Consider the following 16,490-nt stretch of genomic DNA (forward strand, 5'->3'; position numbering starts at 1 on the left):
GCCGTTCCTCAGGCCCGGCAGGCGTCGGCCAGGGCCCGCATGAGCAGGGCGGAGCTGGCCGCCCCCGGGTCCTCATGGCCGATGCTGCGCTCCCCGAGGTAGGAGGCCCGGCCCTTGCGGGCCTGGAGCGGGACCGTCGCCCGTGCCCCCTGCTCGGCGGCCCCGGCCGCCGCCTCCGCCGCCTCGCTCAGCGGCGCCCCCTGGCCGGCCGCCTTCTCCAGCGCCTCGACCGCGGGGGAGAGCGCGTCCACCAGGGTCTTGTCGCCCGGCTTGGCCGCACCCATCTTCTGCACCGCCTCCAGGCCCGCCCGCAGGGCGGCGGCGAGGTCGGCGAGCCCGGCCTCACCGCCCTCCAGGCGCTTGCCCGCGGTGCGCAGCAGCGTCCCGTACAGCGGCCCCGACGCCCCGCCGACCCGCGAGATCATCGTCATCCCGGTCTTGACCAGCACCGGTCCCGGGCCGTCGGCCTCCAGGTCGGCCACGGCCCGGCGGGCCGCGGTCAGCCCCCGGTCCATGTTGGTGCCGTGGTCGCCGTCGCCGATGGCGGCGTCGAGCCTGCTCAGCTCCTCGGCCCCGGCCGAGACGGCGTCGGCCGCCGCCTCAACCCATGCCTTGGCCAGTGCGGTGTCCATGGCGTGCACGCTCCTCGCTCCTCCTCGTCCCCGCTCACACGCCCCAGCGCAGGGCGGGGGTGTTCACCGCCGCGTCCCACAGCGGCAGGAAGCCCTCCTCGACCCGGCACACCGTGATCGAGCAGCCCTCCATGTCGAGACTGGTGACGTAGTCGCCGACGAGGTTGCGGGCGATGGTGATCCCCTTGTCGGCGAACACCCGGGCCAGCTCCCCGTAGACCAGGTACAGCTCGCTGAGGGGGGTGCCGCCCATGCCGTTGACCATCACGATGGTCTCGTCGCCCGACTCCAGGGGCCGGTCCTGCAGGATCGCCTCGACCATGTCCCCGACGATCTCGCGCGCGCTGCGCAGCTTCTCCCTGCGCCGCCCGGGCTCGCCGTGGATGCCCACACCGACCTCGATCTCCCCTTCCGGGAGGTCGAACCCGGGGCGCCCGGCAGTGGGGACCGTGCAGGCCGTCAGCGCCACGGCGAAGGAGCGCGACGCCGCGTTCACACGGCGGCCGATCTCGGCGACCTCCTCGATCCCGTCCCCGCGCGCCGCGGCCGCACCGGCGATCTTCTCCACGAACACCGTGGCCCCCGTGCCGCGCCGCCCCGCGGTGAACGTGGAGTCCTCCACCGCCACGTCGTCGTTGACCAGGACCTGCTCCACCCGCAGCCCCTCGTCGTCGGCCAGCTCGGCGGCCATCTGGGCGTTCATCACGTCACCGGTGTAGTTCTTGACGACCAGCACCGTGCCCCGGCCGGAGTCGGCGGCCTTGACCCCGGCCAGGAAGCCGTCGGGCACCGGGGAGGTGAAGACCTCGCCCGGGCAGGCCGCGTCCAGCATCCCCTCCCCGACGAAGCCGCTGTGCAGGGGCTCGTGGCCGGAGCCGCCGCCGGAGACCAGTCCGACCTTCCCCTCCACGGGGCCCGAGGCCCGCGCGACCACACCGTTCTCGGTGTCGACGCTCAGCTCGGGGTGGGCCGCGGCCAGGCCGGCCAGTGCGTCGGACAGGTAGCTTTCCGGAGTGTTCAGGAACTTCTTCACGGTGCGGCTCCCTTGTGTTCGCCGAGGGGTGGCGGTGTCGATCCTGAAGCGCGGACGCTCGGTCCAGTACCCTAATCCTCCATGGGCGCAAAGGTCGGCATCGTCCTCGTGTCGCACAGCGGGAGACTGGCCGAGGGAGTGAAGGAACTGCTGGAGCAGCTCGGGGCGCGGCCGGAATCGGTCGCCGCCGCGGGAGGCGACCCCGACGGGGGTATCGGCACCTCCTATGAACGGATCATGGAGGCCGTCTCCGAGGTCGACCAGGGGGCGGGCGTGGTGGTCCTGCCCGACATCGGCAGTGCGGTGATGACCGCCCGCCTGGTGCTGGAGGACGAGCCGCGCGACGACGCCGCCGTCGTCGACGCCCCGTTCGTCGAGGGGGCCGTGGCCGCCGGGGTGCTCGCCTCCACGGGGGCGGGCCTGGACGCGGTCGTCTCGGCCGCGCGCGAGGCCTACACCGCGCGCAAGATCCAGGACTAGCAAGCCCGAGCGAAACCCGCATCGATCTCGGGGAAGTCGGCCTTGTACCGGCCGGTACAAGGCCGACTTCCCCGAGATCGACGAGATCGGTCGGAGCCGGGCCCGCAGCCCGTCCACGGCTCTGCCGTCCCTACTGTTTCCGGTTCCGCCGCCGGATGCGGCGCCCGCGCGCCGCGATGTCGGCGGTGCGCTGGGCGACCTGCCCCGCACCGGCGGAGGTGTCGGAGTGCATCGCGCGCCACAGGGCGATCATCATCAGGAACCCGATCAGGAAGAACGGCAGTCCGACCACGGTGATGACCTGCTGCAGCGCGTCGAGTCCGCCCTTGCCCGTGGCCGCCAGGAGCGTCGCGGCCACCACGCCCTCGGTCACGCCCCAGAACACCCGCTGCCGGGTGGGCGACTGGTCCGCCCGTCCGGTGCACAGCATGTCCACCACCAGGGACGCCGAGTCCGAGGAGGTGGTGAAGAAGATGACCACGACCAGGATCGCCAGGCCCGAGACGAGCTCGGTGGCCGGGAAGTGCTGCAGGAAGGCGAACAGCGCCCCGGGGATGTCGCCCTGGTCGACGACCTCGTTCACCAGCCCGCCGCCCTGGTTCATCTGGATGTCGATGGCCGAGAGGCCGAACACCGAGAACCAGATGATGCTGAACGCGGTGGGCAGCCCCAGCACGCCGATGATGAATTCGCGGACGCTGCGGCCCTTGGAGATCCGGGCGATGAAGATGCCGACGAACGGCGACCAGGTGATGGTCCAGGCCCAGTAGAAGGTGGTCCAGCTCTTCTGCCACCCGGTGTTGTTGAAGGTGTCGTTCCAGAACGACAGCGGCACCAGCCAGCTCAGGTAGGTGCCGGTCGTCTCGATGATTCCGCGGGAGAGGAAGATCGTCGAGCCGAAGAGGAAGACGAACAGCAGCAGCCCGATCGCCATCGCGATGTTGAGCGTGGACAGCCGCTTGACGCCCTTGTCCAGGCCCATGGCCACGGACGTGACGGCGATGGCGGTGACGACCGTGATGAGGATGATCTGGGCCGGGCGCCCCTCGGGGACGCCGAACAGCGTGTTCAGGCCGCTGTTGATCTGCATGGTGCCCAGGCCGATGGAGACGGCGACGCCGAAGAGCGTGCCCAGCACGGCGACGACGTCGATGATGCGGCCGATCGGCCCGTAGATCCGGTCGCCGAGGAAGGGCTGGAAGATCGAGCTGACCCGGAAGGGCAGGCCGCGCCGGTAGACGAAGTAGGCGAAGGCCAGCGCCGGCAGGGTGAAGATCGTCCAGGTGTGCAGGCCGAAGTGGTACAGGGTGAAGCCCATGGCCTCCTGGGCGGCCTGGACGGACTCGGGGGGCACGTCCCCGCGCGGCGGGTTGGCGAAGTGGCTGATCGGCTCGGCCACGCCCCAGAACATCAGGATGGTGCCGATCCCCGCCGCGAAGAGCATCGCGAACCAGGTCCAGTTGCTGTACTCCGGTTCGGAGTCGGGGCCGCCCAGCTTCAGGCGCCCGTAGCGGCTGACCGCGACGACGATGAGGAACACGAGGAAGGCGGTGACGCCGAAGATGTAGAGCCACCCGAGGTGGGTGAGGACCCAGTCGGACGCGGCGCCGAACAGGGCGTCCACCGTCCCGGTGAAGGCGATCGTGCCGATCACGAAAACGGCGGCGAGCGCCGCCGAGCTCCAGAAGATGACCGGGTCGGTCCGCAGACCCAACCGTTCGCTCAACCTGTCCAGCATGCATCGCCCCTAAAAAAGCCTGCACCCGTATTCCGCCCCTGTGGGCCCTGACTGCCGAACGCCCCTTGCGGGGCGCCGCGGCGATACCGTACGGGCGGTTCGGGGACTGTACACGCCGCCGGGGTTGCGCGCGAATTCGGACATGCCGGGGTGGCCGGTTCTATCCCGAGTTTTAGCCGGCGCCTATCCGGGAACGTCAGGCGTCCCATGATCCGGGGAAAAGCGCATTCGCGCTTCCCCGGTACCGTAAAGAGCCGGTAGAGGGAAGTCCCGGAGGAGGAGTTGAAGCGGTACGCCGTGCGCACTGCGCGGAGGACGCGCTGGGAGCGCGATCGCGCCCTCGAAGGCACTCCCTCACCCCCTTAGCGCTCCTCCCGTTGATCTCGGGGAAGTCGGCCTTATGAGTGCCCTGGTGAGGCCGACTTCCCCGAGATCAACAACAGGAGCGGGCCTGGGGCGTCGGAGGGGAATGCCCGGGACCGCATCGGTGTTCCCCCTTTCGGCCGTGCTCGACGCGGCCCGACCGGACACGGCCCCATCGGCCGCGGGCGGGGCCGAGCCGCACCGGCCGGTCCGACCGCTCATCCGTACTGCCGGGCCCGTGCCCGCGGGGCACGGGGCGCCCCTGAGCGGCCTTGAGCGGCCCGTCCGCCTCGGCCGAACGCCCCCGGCCGCGAAAAGTCTTTGCCGCAGCCTTCTATCCTTGAGTCCGATATGTTGACCTCGCCCTCGGACACGCCGACGTCCACGGACCCGGAGCGCACCTCCCTCCGCGGCCGGCTCACCGGCCTTACCTTCGCCGACCGCCACCGGCTGCGCCGCCGCATCGACGGCCTGCAGAAGATCCGCGACCGCCGCAAGCGCGAGACCGTGGCCGGCAAGATCGCCGACGACATCGACCTGGCCGAACTGCGCGTCGAGCAGCGCCGCTCCGCCCTGCCCGAGCCGAGCTACCCCGAAGAGCTGCCGGTCAGCCGCAAGAAGGACGACATCGCCGAGGCGATCCGGGACAACCAGGTGGTGATCGTCGCCGGTGAGACCGGCTCGGGCAAGACCACCCAGCTGCCCAAGATCTGCATGGAACTGGGCCGCGGCGTGCACGGCACCATCGGCCACACCCAGCCGCGCCGGATCGCCGCGCGCACCGTGGCCGAGCGGATCGCCGAGGAGGTCGGCACCGACATCGGCAAGGCGGTCGGCTACAAGGTCCGCTTCACCGACCACTCCTCCGACGACACCCTCGTCAAGGTGATGACCGACGGCATCCTGCTGGCCGAGATCCAGCAGGACCGCATGCTGCGCGCCTACGACACGATCATCATCGACGAGGCGCACGAGCGCAGCCTCAACATCGACTTCCTGCTGGGCTACCTCAAACGCCTGCTGCCCAAGCGCCCGGAGCTGAAGGTGGTCATCACCTCGGCCACCATCGACCCGGAGCGGTTCTCCCGGCACTTCGGCGACGCCCCCATCGTGGAGGTGTCCGGGCGCACCTACCCCGTGGAGGTGCGCTACCGGCCGGTCGAGGACGAGGACGCCCCGGGCGAGAGCGACGAGCGCGACCAGGTCCAGGCCATCTGCGACGCCGTGGACGAACTGCGCCGCGAGGGGCCGGGCGACATCCTCGTCTTCCTCTCAGGCGAGCGGGAGATCCGGGACACGGCCGACGCCCTGGAGAAGCAGAGGCTCCCTGAGACCGAGGTCCTCCCGCTCTTCGCGCGCTTGTCGGCGGCCGAGCAGCACCGGGTCTTCCAGGGCCACCGCGGGCGGCGCATCGTCCTGGCGACCAACGTGGCCGAGACGTCGCTGACGGTCCCGGGCATCCGCTACGTCATCGACCCGGGAACCGCCCGCATCTCCCGGTACAGCCACCGCACCAAGGTGCAGCGGCTGCCCATCGAGCCCGTCTCCCAGGCCTCGGCCAACCAGCGCAAGGGCCGCTGCGGCCGTGTCGCCGAGGGCGTCTGCATCCGGCTCTACTCCGAAGAGGACTTCCTGTCCCGCCCGGAGTTCACCGACCCGGAGATCCTGCGCACCAACCTGGCCTCGGTCATCCTCCAGATGGAGGCGCTGGGGCTGGGCGACATCGCGGCGTTCCCCTTCGTCGAGGGGCCCGACCACCGCCAGGTCAAGGACGGCGTGCACCTGCTCCAGGAGCTGGGGGCGCTCGATCCCCAGGCCGAGGACCAGCGCAGGCGCCTGACCGAGCTGGGGCGCAGGCTCTCGCAGCTGCCGGTCGACCCGCGCCTGGGGCGCATGGTGCTGGAGGCCGAGCGGCGCGGGTGCGTGCGCGAGGTGATGATCATCGCCGCAGCGCTGTCCATCCAGGACCCGCGCGAGCGGCCCGTCGAGCACCAGCAGGCGGCCCAGGAGAAGCACGCGCGCTTCAGCGACAAGGAATCGGACTTCCTCGCCTTCCTGAACCTGTGGAAGTACCTGCGTGAGCAGCAGCGCGCGCTGTCGGGCAACCAGTTCCGCAAACTGTGCCGCAGCGAGTTCCTGAACTACCTGCGCGTGCGCGAGTGGCAGGACATCTACAGCCAGCTCAAGCAGGTCGTCAAGGGAATGGGGGTCACGCTCAACTCGGCCGACCCCGACCCGCAGCAGGTGCACGTCTCCCTGCTGTCCGGGCTGCTGTCCCACGTCGGCCTCAGGGACCCGGAGAAGAAGGAGTACCTGGGCGGACGCGGAGCGCGCTTCGGGATCTTTCCCGGCTCCTCGCTGTTCAAGAAGCAGCCGCGGTACGTCATGGCGGCCGAGCTGGTGGAGACCTCGCGCCTGTGGGGTCGCATGTGCGCGCGCATCGAGCCCGAGTGGGCCGAGGAGCTGGCCGGGCACATCGTCAAGCGCACCTACAGCGAGCCGCACTGGGAGAAGAAGCGCGGCGCCGTCATGGCCTACGAGCGGGTGACCCTGTACGGGGTGCCGCTCGTCGCCGAGCGCAAGACCGGGTACGCCAAGGTCGACCCGGAGGTGTCGCGGGAGCTGTTCATCCGCCATGCACTGGTGGAGGGCGACTGGGACACCAACCACAAGTTCTTCCACTCCAACCGGAAGCTCCTCGAAGAGGTCGAGGACCTGGAGCACCGCGCGCGCCGGCGCGACATCCTCGTCGACGATGAGGCGCTGTTCGCCTTCTACGACGAGCGCGTGGGCGCGGAGGCGGTGTCGGCGGCCCACTTCGACACCTGGTGGAAGAAGGCCCGCCGCACGGACCCGAACCTGCTCGACTTCGAGAAGTCGATGCTCATCAACGACGGCGCGGACGAGGTCAGCGAGGAGGACTACCCCGACACCTGGACGCACGGGTCGTTCGCGTTCCCGCTGAGCTACCAGTTCGAGCCGGGGAGCGACGCCGACGGCGTCACGGTGCACATCCCGCTGGAGGTGCTGAACCAGGTCGGGGACGAGGGCTTCGACCGCCAGATCCCGGGGCTGCGCCGGGACCTGGTGACGGCGCTGATCCGGTCGCTGCCCAAGCCCCTGCGGCGCAACTTCGTCCCGGTGCCCGACCACGCCGAGCAGGTGATGGGGCGGCTGCCCAGGAGCGACGAGACGCCGCTGGTGGAGCTGCTGGCGCACGAGCTGGGGCGGATGAGCGGGGAACGCATCTCCCCGGAGGACTTCGACCTGGAGAAGGTGCCGGACCACCTGCGCATCACGTACCGCGCGGTGGACAAGTCCGGGCGCAAGCTCGCCGAGGGCAAGGACCTGTCGGCGCTGCGGGGGAAGCTGAAGCCCAAGCTGCAGAAGGCGATCTCGGCGGAGGCCAAGGGGATCGAGCGATCGGGGCTCAAGGAGTGGGACTTCGGGCCGCTCCAGCAGGTGTTCGAACGCAAGTCGGCCGGGCCGGTGGTCAAGGGGTACCCGGCACTGGTGGACGAGGGCGAGACCGCCGGCGTGAAGATCTTCGACACCCGGGCCGAGCAGCGGGCCGCCATGTGGAAGGGACTTCGGAGGCTGGTCCTCCTTAACGTGCCCTCCCCGGCGGCGGTGATCCGGCGGGGGCTGGACAACCAGCAGAAGCTGGCGCTGGGGCACAACCCGCACGGGGGCGTCGACAAGCTGCTGGACGACTGCATGCAGGCGTCGGTGGACGCGCTGATGGCCCAGTGGGGGGCGAGGCACACGCCGGCCGGGGAGCGCTGGATCGGCGTGTGGGACCCGGACGCGTTCAAGGACCTGCGCGAGTTCGTGCGGGCCGAGCTGGGGGACGTGCTGGACGAGGTCGTTCGGGGCACGGCCCAGGTGCTGGCGGCGTCGCACCGGCTGCAGAAGAAGATGAAGGGCTCGACCAGCATGGCGGTGCTGCCGTCGCTGAACGACGCGCAGGGGCAGCTGGCGGGGCTGATCAGGCCGGGCTTCGTGACCGAGGCGGGGCGCGCGCGCCTGCCGCAGCTGGTGAAGTACCTCAAGGGGATCGAGTACCGGCTGGAGAAGCTGCCGGAGAACCCGAGGCGCGACCAGGTGAACATGGCCAAGGCCGAGCAGATGCGCCAGGCCGTGGAGAAGGGCGTCGCGGTCCTTCCCGAGGGGCGAGAAGAGGACCCGGACGTGCGCGAGCTGCGGTGGATGCTGGAGGAGTTCCGGGTGAGCCTGTTCGCGCAGCAGCTGGGGACGGCCTACCCGGTCTCGGAGAAGCGCATCCAGAAGGCCGTAGAGGCGGTCAAGAGCGCGGAGTGAGCGCGCTGGCGTAGGGCACCGGTGGAGGACACCGAGATACGGCCCCCGGCGATGCCGGGGGCCGCGGTCGTGTCAGAGGCGGTCCTGCTTGATGCCGAGGAGGAAGGCGCGCCACTCGGCGACGGTGAACATCAGATGGCCACGCTCACGATGCTTGCTGTCGCGGACCGCGCTGGCTTGAGGGAGGTCGGCGACCTCGACGCAGTTCTGCTGCTGGGTATAGCTCGACGTGCGCCAACGCGCCCCGTCGGTGGTCGGGTACATCTCGGTGGTCTCTCTACTGGGTCAGCATTCTCTTGAGGTAGGGAATCGTTCGCTCCTCGTCCAGAGCAGACGTGCGGACGTGATCCCAAAGCTTGCGGTAGACCTGGACCTCTTCCGGGCGTTCAAGGTAGATCCCGTCCGTGTACGTCTCCAGGTAGACGATGGGCGTGGCAGGCTCTGCGAATTCCAACAGCACGAAGGGCCCGGTCGCCCCGGCGTGGACTCCTGCGCTCGTCGGTACCACCTGAATGGTGACGTGGTCGTAGTTGTCAGCGAGGTCGATCAGGTGCTCCACCTGCTCCCGCAGGACATCCGGTGCACCTTGGAGGCGCTGGAGCGCATGCTCTTCGATGACGGCCCACAGGTCCGGAGGGTCTTTCCGGCCCAGGAGCTGCTGTCGCTGCATCCGCGCGTCGACGGCGCGCTGTATGTCGTCTGAATTGCGCCAGAGCCGGGCCCGCTGGACGATTCGAGCGTAGCCGGGGGTCTGGAGGAGGCCGGGGACGCCGAACGACTCGTAGTTGGCGATGCTGTTCGCCTCGGATTCGAGCTCCACGTATGAGCCGGTCAGGATGTCGTCGTACCGCGTCCACCAACCCTTTTGCTGGGCTTGGCGCACAAGGTTGAGGACGGCCTCGAACTCTGGGGTGTCCGCGCCTACGCCGTACTCGTGCATGAGCGCCTTGATCTCGACGACGCTCGGCTTCTTGCGTTCGCCGGTCTCGATATGTCCCAGCTTGGCTCTCGACCACTCCAGCCGCTTCGCGGTCTCGTCGAGGCTGAGGCCGGCGTCCTTGCGCATGCGCCGGAGGATGGCAGAGAGCTGGCGCCGCCTGATGGTCGGACTCGCCGCCACGCGCGCCCTCCTTCTGCTCCTGGTCTGCTTGTTCGTGGTGCCGATGGTAACTCCCGGGGCGAGAAAACGGACATTTAGCAATCTACAGTTGGCGAGACAGTATCTAGCATTGAAATCCTAGACTTCTAGGATCCGTCATGGCAGAGTTACTGCATGAGCCGCCGACCGATGCGGCCTACTTGTTGAGGTGACTCATGCCTGTCCAGCTCTTCTCATCGCTGTTCGCGCTGGTCGCTCTGGTGTGCACCGCACCCGTGCGGGCCCTGCGCCCCTCGCGGCCCTGCCAGGTCGCGCGTCTGGAAGCGGCCGTCGCCCAGGCCCGGCGCTACACCCCGCCCCCGCGTGTGCCGACCCCGCTGTCGCCGGTGCACCGGCCCCGGCACGCGCGCCCGCGCCCCTACACCGCCCCGCTCGCGGTGCCCGACTACGCCCGATTCTGCGAGGCCGCCGTGCGCCACCGCGCCCTGTGGCGCCTGACCTACGAGCCCGCCGACCGCGCCCCCTACCAGGCCCACCACCGTGCCGAAGAGGACACCACCCTGGCCGCCACCGACATCGAGGCCCTGGACTTCGCCCTGAGCGAGTTCACCCCGCCCGGCCACGCCCGCAGCTACTTGCGCCCGCCCGCCATAGGCCCCAAGGCCGCGCCCGACCGCGCAACCGCCGTGACTGGTGCCGCTCCCGCGGTCCCGGCCCTGCCCACCGGCAGGCCCCGCCCGCCCGGCGACCTGCTCGCCCCGGCCCCCGCCCTGCCCGCCGGCCCCGCCGCCCGCCCGGGAGGGGCCCGGTGACCGCGCAGCCGCCCGACACCCCCGACCCCGACCCCGACCCGGAGAGCGGTTCCGAGGGGCACCGCACCCTGTCGAGGCTCAGCCCGGACCAGATCCGCATCGAGGAGAACGGCGACCGGATCACCCTCACGCTCTCCCCGACCACCGAGAGCGTGCTCGACCGCAGCGCGCCGGACCGCGACGTCCAGCACGACTACATCCAGCACCTGGCCTGCGCGGCCCGCATCGCCCGGACCCTCATGCGCCGAGCGAGCCCGTGCCCCCGCCCGACCCCGACAGACACCTGCAGACCCCACCCGCCACAGCCCAGAGCGGGGCCCTCCCCAAAGGAGGGCCCCGCAGCATGCGGTGACCGCCCTTATCCTGAGCGCCGGAGCAGCCCCCACTCCGAAAGGAACCATGCGCCGTCGATCGACCGCCGCCAAGGCACTTACGGGAATTGCCGCACTCGTCGCCCTGGCGGCCGTGACGGTGCTCGTGCTCAGACCCGTCGTCCCCGCGGACGAGAGCCACGACGATGACGGTTTCGGGTACGTTCAGCTCCTCAGCATCTCTTCGTCCCCGGCCCCGGACGGCGTAGAGGTGTCATGGAGCGTGGAGTTCATCAACAAGACCGGTGGGGAGCTGCACCTGGAGGCGTATTCGAACTGCGGCCCCCGTGTCCTGCTGCCCTGGAATGACGCCGCCTCCGAATCTGAACCGACGTCCGTCACCGTGCCCGCCGGACAGGCGACCAGCTGGGGTGACTCCTGCACGGTCGAACAGATCCGCGACCGCTTCTTCTACGAGCTTGACCTCCGGGAGCGGGACGGGAACGACCCGAAGATGAACCTCGTGTTCACGGGCCTCGCCCCGTACCTCTGAATCGCCGAACCGGGAATCCGAGGGCCCCGCCTCTTCAGGGGGCGTGGCCGGGGGCGTACTGCTCGGCGAACTCCTCGTTCGCCGGGACGACGGTGATGACGTCGATCATGACGCCGTCCGGCGCGGCCACGATGAAGTGGCGCTGCCCGAACTCCTCCGTGCGCAGGGGGAGCAGTTCGGTCAGGCCCTCCTCGCCGACCAGCCTGCGGTGCTCGGCGTCCACGTCGTCGACCTCGAAATTGAGCAGCAGACCGCCCTGGACCGGCGCCCGGTGCCCCTCGGGCAGGGTCGGGTGGGCGTGGTCGAGGAGGGCGAGTTCGTAGTGCGGGGCGTCCGGGCGGTGGAGGCTGACGTACCAGTCGGCCTCGAAGGTGACCGCGAAACCGAAGAGCCGGGTGTAGAAGCGGCGCGCCTCGGCCACGTCGCGGCTGGCGATCACCGGGTAGAAGCCTTTGAGCTCGCTCTGCATGCGCTCGGTCCCCTCGTCCGTGGAGAATGGATTCACATACCCGGGGTATGTGAAATGGAACGCTAGCATACCCGAGGTATGTGAAAGAGGGGAGTGGGGCGGAGATGGCCGGCATGCGGGCCGAGCAGCGGGCGGCGACGCGCGGGGCGCTGTTGGCGGAAGGGCGTCGGAGGTTCGCCGAGGAGGGGTACCAGGCCGTGGTGCTGGCCGAGGTCGCCCAGGCGGTGGGCGTCACGAAGGGGGCGGCCTACCACCACTTCACCAGCAAGGCGGGGCTCTTCCGCGCGGTGGTCGCCGACGTGCAGCGCGAACTCGGGGAGCGGGTCGCCGAGGCCGCCGACCGGCAGGACGACCCCTGGGAGCGACTGCGGGCCGGATGCCGGGCCTTCCTCGCCGCGGGGAGCGACCCGACGGTGCGCCGCATCGTCCTCACCGACGCCCCGGCCGTGCTCGGCTGGGACGAATGGCGGGCCATGGACGAGGACTCGTCGGCCCGGCACCTGGCCGAGGCGCTCACCGACCTCGTGGCGGCCGGCACCATCCCCGAGCAGCCCGTGGAACCGCTCGCCCGGCTCCTCTCCGGGGCGATGAACGAGGCGGCCCTATGGCTGGCCCGCTCGGAGGACCCGGACGCCCTGGAGCAGACGGAGCGCGCGCTCGACCGCTTGCTGGTGGGACTGCGGACCCGGAAGGAATAGGTGCCCGGACAGCCGCCCGGACTCGGTGGTCGTCCGGGCACCAGGCGACTCCTCCGGGTTCTGTCGGCTCGACCCTGCTCGGGTGCCCACTCCGGCCGGTGCCGGGTCGGGACCGGTCCGGCACCGGACCAGCGCCCGTTCCTCCGGCATTAGGAGGCCCGAACAGGGGCCGTGCTCAGGCGTGAAGCGCAGGCCGGTAGACGAGTTCCTGTGTGCGGCCGTCGAGCGTCCGGTGGTCGAGCAACTCCAGGTCGAAGTCGGCCGCGCCCTGGAAGACCGGGTCCACCCCGGTCTTCCCGGTGATCACCGGGAAGACCGTCACCTGGACGCGGTCGACCAGGCCGGCGGCCATCAGCGCCCGGTTCATCGACAGGCTGCCGTGCGAGCGCAGGGGGACCTCGGACTCCTCCTTGAGCCGCGCGACGACGTCGACGGCGTCGCCGCTCATGACGGTCGCGTCCGGCCAGTCGAGCGGCCCTTCCAACGTGGTCGAGACGACCGTCGCCGGCAGGTTCCGCATCCGGGTGACCCACGGGTCGTACACCTCGGACTCCTCGGTGCTCTCGGCCACCATCTGCGTGAACAACCGATACGTGTTGGCCCCGAAGACCATCCGCTGCTCCCCGCTGTACAAGGCGAGCCGGTGGTCGAGCAGTTCGGGCCCCTGCTTGCCCCAGTAACCGGTCCAGTCTCCGCCTGCGCCGCCGAAGCCGTCGAGGCTGGTGAAGACGTCGAAGGTGTAGGTAGCGGCCATGGTGCCCTCCTTGGCTGTGGTCGACCGGCTCTCGACGGGTCAGACCTGGATCCGCGGCGGGAATCATCGCTGCCGGCTCCTTGGAGTCCGCACGGAGGCCCGTATGCGCCCCTCCTTTGTCCAAGCCGCCTCCGTCACCTTCAGGGCGGGCGGGGCCCGCAGGGGCGGGTCCGGTGGTGCCGTGGCCCGCCCTCTGAGACGGGGGTGTCACGAACCGTCGCCGAGCACGGGGAACAGCCCGGAGAAGCCCTCATCTCCGTGGCCGTCGGCGATCCGCCGGTCCATGAGGTGCTTGACCTCCCGCATCCGGGTCGTGTCGACGCCGAGGGAGCGCCGGTGGTCGATCAGGTCGTCCATCAGGGCGGCCTGGACCGACAGCGGTCCCATGTCCGGAGGGAATGCGCCGTCGCGCACGGCCTTGCCGATGCCCCTCAGCAGTGCCGGGTAGTCGTCGGCCACCGAATCCGCGACCCGGTCGGCGAACTCGGCGGGGTCGGCGCCCTCCGCCCGGACCAGCCGAAGGGTGTGCAGGAAACCGATCAGCAGCTCGTAGGCCGTCGCCACCTGCGCCATGAACTCCACCGAGGCCAGGCCGGCGTCGGCGCCGTAGTAGGTGCCGGTGCCCAGCTCGCGCAGCGTCGCCTCGTGGGCGTCGAACGCCGCCCGGGAGCCGCTGAAGGAGAAGTGCGCGTGGGGTGTCCCCAGGTCCGGCGGGTCGGCCATGATGCCGCCGTCGATGTACTCGGCGCCGTGCTCGCCCGCCCAACGCGCAGCCTCGCGGGCCTGGGCGGGCGAGCCGCTGGTGAGGTTCACCAGCACCTTTCCCGCAGCCGCCCCGCCCACGTCGGCCAGCACCTCCTCGGCCGCCTCGTGGTCGAGGAGGCAGGCCACCACGAGCGGACTGGCCGCGGCGGCCTCGGCCGCGGTGGCGGCCGTCGCGGCGCCGGCCTCGGCCAGAGGGACGGCCTTCGCGGCGGTGCGGTTCCAGACCGTCACCGGGTGCCCGCGGTCGAGGAAGGTCCGGGCGATGGCCGAGCCCATCGCACCGAGCCCCAGCACGGTGATCGGGGTGGCGGAGTCGTCGGAGGGCGTCGTGGCCATGGGGGCCTCCTGGTCGCGTCAGGGTGGTCGGGCAAGACGGCCTTCCGCGTCCGCCCCCTGCCGCGGGGGCAGGGCCGGAGGGGGCTCGGCGCGTCCGGCCGCCCTGCGGATCCGAACCTAGAAGTTCCAGTTAACGTGAAGTCAAGAAGGCGTCCCGGAGCCGAGCGCGCGCACAGCGCAGCAGCGGGGCAGAGGTCAGGCGACGCCGTCCGCCCCGCACGCCGGACCGGTCGTCCCCCGGGGCCGCGGTGCCCCGGACGTCCCTTCCTCCGCCCCCGTCGTCTCGCGGCGGAAGGCGCTCGGGGACAGGCCGGTGTGCCGGCGGAAGAACGCGCTGAAGGCGGTGGCCTCGGGGAACCCCAGGAGCGCACCGATCTCGGCGGACGGCGCGGTGGTGTGCACCAGCATGCGCTTGGCCTCCAGCAGCACCCGGTCGTCCAGGAACCTCTTCGCGCCCACCCCGGCGGCCTCCCGCGTCGCCCTCGTCAACGTGCGCAGGCTGTAGCCCAGTCGGCGTGCGTAGTCCTCGACCCGGTGCGTGTGCGCGAACCCTTCCTCGACCGCATCGCGGAACCGGAGGAAGGCCTCGCTCCGGGCTGTGGGCGAGTGCGGCGTCTCCTCCTCCAGGTGCGCCAAGCGGACCATCAGCGCCGACGTCAGGTGGCGCATGACCTCGATGTGGTCGTCGAGCGGGAGGTCGCCCAGGCGCCGGTACTCCTGCTCCAGCGCCTCCAGCAGGCACTCCAGCTGCGAACGGTCGGTGCCGGCGGGGGTGACCGGGCGGCAGACCGGGTTCCGGTTCCCGGCGGCCACGGCGCCCCGGGTGTTCACGAACCCCGTCGGGAACAGCACCACCGTCCCCTGCGCCTGCTCCGTGGGCGCGTGGAACCGCACCACCTGGCCGGGGCGCACCCACAGCCAGGTGCCGGGCCCCGCGTCGCAGTCGCGGAAGTCCACCGAGCAGTGCAGGCGCCCCGACCGGACCACCAGGAGCTCATGGAAAGCCGGTCGGCGAGGCCGGTGCAGACCGGCTGCACCGTCGCCTCCGGCGCGCTCCGCCATGTGGGGGAGACCGACCACCTCCACCCCGGGAGGCACCCCCGGTGCCGGGCGGTAGGGGACCGGCGGGATCACCGCGTGAGCCCCGCGCGGCGAATCCTGTCCGTTTCTCTTCATTCTGTGACCTGAGTTTAGGGGCCTCCGCCCGCCATGCCTCCTTGGCGTTGGGGGAGTCCGGGGACACCGCTCCCTCGTCTCCTGTCCGAAAGGCGACGGTCGGACGGCACCCCGTTCCACCGCGTACGAGCAAGCCCGCGCAGGCCTGTCGGCGACGTCGTGGTCGTCCGAGGCCGGACGCGGCTCCCAGCCCGTCATGGCCTGCCCGCCGCACGATCCCTGCCCCTGAAGCCCTGTCCCCTTGGAGGGCCGTGTGACCATCGAATTCGCCACCCCGTACCGTTCCCGCTCCCACATCCCGCCCGACCCCGGTGTCCCGTACTTCATCGAGAAGGGCATGGGGGACCGGGCGCACCTGTTCGCCGACCTGATCACCGTCTACGCCGGAGGCGAGCAGACCGAGAACACCTTCAACTTCTTCACCGTCGAAGGCCCCAAGGGCGACACCATTCCGGCCCACTCCCATCCCGAGACCTACGAGGTGTTCTACGTCGTCGAGGGGGCGGTGCGGCTCTTCGTAGAGGACCTGAACGGACGGCAGCACGAGAAGGTGCTCACTCCGGGCGACTTCGGATTCGTGCCCAAGGACTACCCGCACGCCTACCGCATCGAACGCCACCACAGCCGCATCGTGGGCGTGGCCGCCGGGCCGGGTGGCACGTTCGAGCGCTTCTTCGAGAACCTCGGCGAGCCCACCGACGAGCTCGTCATGCCGACCGAGCCGGTCGTTCCCGAGGCACATACGTTCGCAGGTGTGCCAGAGCGCTTCGACGTCGGCTTCCTACCGGGCCATCAGTGGCGAACGGGGAGCTGAGCCGTCGTGCCGTTCGTCCAGGCCCCTCCGGCGGGCGTACCGGTCGACGCCCTCTCTGATGGGTCATTGAGGGATGAGCCATGAGGGCGTTCGCCCGCACCACCGGTCCCGGCTCCGCCGGACACCTCGTCCCAAGC

At 70.7% G+C, this 16,490-nt stretch carries 15 protein-coding genes; 6 read left to right on the top strand and 9 right to left on the bottom strand.

Going from position 1 to position 16,490, the window contains the following annotated elements; translation table 11 throughout:
- Positions 1–8: 8 nt before the first annotated feature.
- On the bottom strand, positions 9–632 hold the full coding sequence (gene dhaL, locus C892_RS0111105) for a dihydroxyacetone kinase subunit DhaL (protein ID WP_017537035.1): 624 nt from the start codon (positions 630–632) through the stop codon (positions 9–11).
- A gap of 34 nt (positions 633–666) precedes the next feature.
- Positions 667–1,665, bottom strand: coding sequence for a dihydroxyacetone kinase subunit DhaK (dhaK, locus tag C892_RS0111110; RefSeq protein WP_017557242.1), 999 nt, complete (start codon positions 1,663–1,665; stop codon positions 667–669).
- 81 nt (positions 1,666–1,746) lie between these two features.
- On the opposite strand from dhaK, the gene dhaM reads away from it, so the two are divergent.
- On the top strand, positions 1,747–2,145 hold the full coding sequence (gene dhaM / locus C892_RS0111115) for a dihydroxyacetone kinase phosphoryl donor subunit DhaM (RefSeq protein WP_017557243.1): 399 nt from the start codon (positions 1,747–1,749) through the stop codon (positions 2,143–2,145).
- A gap of 130 nt (positions 2,146–2,275) precedes the next feature.
- Here dhaM and C892_RS0111120 read toward each other — a convergent pair whose 3' ends face one another.
- The gene (locus C892_RS0111120) at positions 2,276–3,883 is read right to left on the bottom strand and encodes a BCCT family transporter (protein ID WP_026124297.1); all 1,608 of its coding nucleotides are present in this window, start codon (positions 3,881–3,883) and stop codon (positions 2,276–2,278) included.
- A gap of 714 nt (positions 3,884–4,597) precedes the next feature.
- On the opposite strand from C892_RS0111120, the gene hrpA reads away from it, so the two are divergent.
- Positions 4,598–8,566: an ATP-dependent RNA helicase HrpA gene (gene hrpA, locus C892_RS0111125; protein WP_017557245.1), complete on the top strand. Its 3,969-nt coding sequence runs from the start codon at positions 4,598–4,600 to the stop codon at positions 8,564–8,566.
- A 72-nt stretch (positions 8,567–8,638) separates the two neighbouring features.
- Here the strand turns inward: hrpA and C892_RS0111130 are convergent, their stop codons facing one another.
- Positions 8,639–8,830, bottom strand: a complete 192-nt coding sequence (locus C892_RS0111130; protein WP_017557246.1) for a DUF397 domain-containing protein — start codon at positions 8,828–8,830, stop codon at positions 8,639–8,641.
- A 13-nt stretch (positions 8,831–8,843) separates the two neighbouring features.
- Positions 8,844–9,686, bottom strand: coding sequence for a helix-turn-helix domain-containing protein (locus C892_RS0111135; RefSeq protein WP_017557247.1), 843 nt, complete (start codon positions 9,684–9,686; stop codon positions 8,844–8,846).
- A gap of 194 nt (positions 9,687–9,880) precedes the next feature.
- Here C892_RS0111135 and C892_RS28770 point away from each other — a divergent pair, with 194 nt between their 5' ends.
- Positions 9,881–10,477, top strand: coding sequence for a hypothetical protein (locus tag C892_RS28770; protein ID WP_239647349.1), 597 nt, complete (start codon positions 9,881–9,883; stop codon positions 10,475–10,477).
- A 399-nt stretch (positions 10,478–10,876) separates the two neighbouring features.
- A complete protein-coding gene (locus C892_RS0111145; protein ID WP_017557248.1) occupies positions 10,877–11,341 on the top strand; it encodes a hypothetical protein in 465 nt (154 codons plus the stop codon).
- Positions 11,342–11,375: 34 nt separating this feature from the next.
- Here the strand turns inward: C892_RS0111145 and C892_RS0111150 are convergent, their stop codons facing one another.
- On the bottom strand, positions 11,376–11,810 hold the full coding sequence (locus tag C892_RS0111150) for a VOC family protein (protein ID WP_017537023.1): 435 nt from the start codon (positions 11,808–11,810) through the stop codon (positions 11,376–11,378).
- Positions 11,811–11,914: 104 nt separating this feature from the next.
- Here C892_RS0111150 and C892_RS0111155 point away from each other — a divergent pair, with 104 nt between their 5' ends.
- On the top strand, positions 11,915–12,508 hold the full coding sequence (locus C892_RS0111155) for a TetR/AcrR family transcriptional regulator (RefSeq protein WP_017557249.1): 594 nt from the start codon (positions 11,915–11,917) through the stop codon (positions 12,506–12,508).
- A 175-nt stretch (positions 12,509–12,683) separates the two neighbouring features.
- On the opposite strand, the gene C892_RS0111160 is transcribed toward C892_RS0111155, so the two are convergent.
- The 3 genes from C892_RS0111160 to C892_RS0111170 form a co-directional block, all read right to left on the bottom strand.
- The gene (locus C892_RS0111160; protein WP_017557250.1) at positions 12,684–13,262 is read right to left on the bottom strand and encodes a dihydrofolate reductase family protein; all 579 of its coding nucleotides are present in this window, start codon (positions 13,260–13,262) and stop codon (positions 12,684–12,686) included.
- Between the two features lie 207 nt (positions 13,263–13,469).
- Positions 13,470–14,363: an NAD(P)-dependent oxidoreductase gene (locus tag C892_RS0111165; RefSeq protein WP_017557251.1), complete on the bottom strand. Its 894-nt coding sequence runs from the start codon at positions 14,361–14,363 to the stop codon at positions 13,470–13,472.
- A 195-nt stretch (positions 14,364–14,558) separates the two neighbouring features.
- A complete protein-coding gene (locus C892_RS0111170; protein WP_338040841.1) occupies positions 14,559–15,878 on the bottom strand; it encodes an AraC family transcriptional regulator in 1,320 nt (439 codons plus the stop codon).
- Between C892_RS0111170 and C892_RS0111175 the strand changes: the two genes are divergently transcribed.
- Entirely contained in the window at positions 15,793–16,353 is a 561-nt protein-coding gene (locus tag C892_RS0111175) for a quercetin 2,3-dioxygenase (protein ID WP_017557253.1), read from the top strand. The two genes, C892_RS0111170 and C892_RS0111175, sit on opposite strands and share 86 nt — an antisense overlap.
- The last annotated feature ends 137 nt before the right edge of the window (positions 16,354–16,490 follow it).

Origin of the sequence: Nocardiopsis baichengensis YIM 90130, assembly GCF_000341205.1 — a bacterium.
GTDB classification, from domain to species: domain Bacteria; phylum Actinomycetota; class Actinomycetes; order Streptosporangiales; family Streptosporangiaceae; genus Nocardiopsis_A; species Nocardiopsis_A halophila.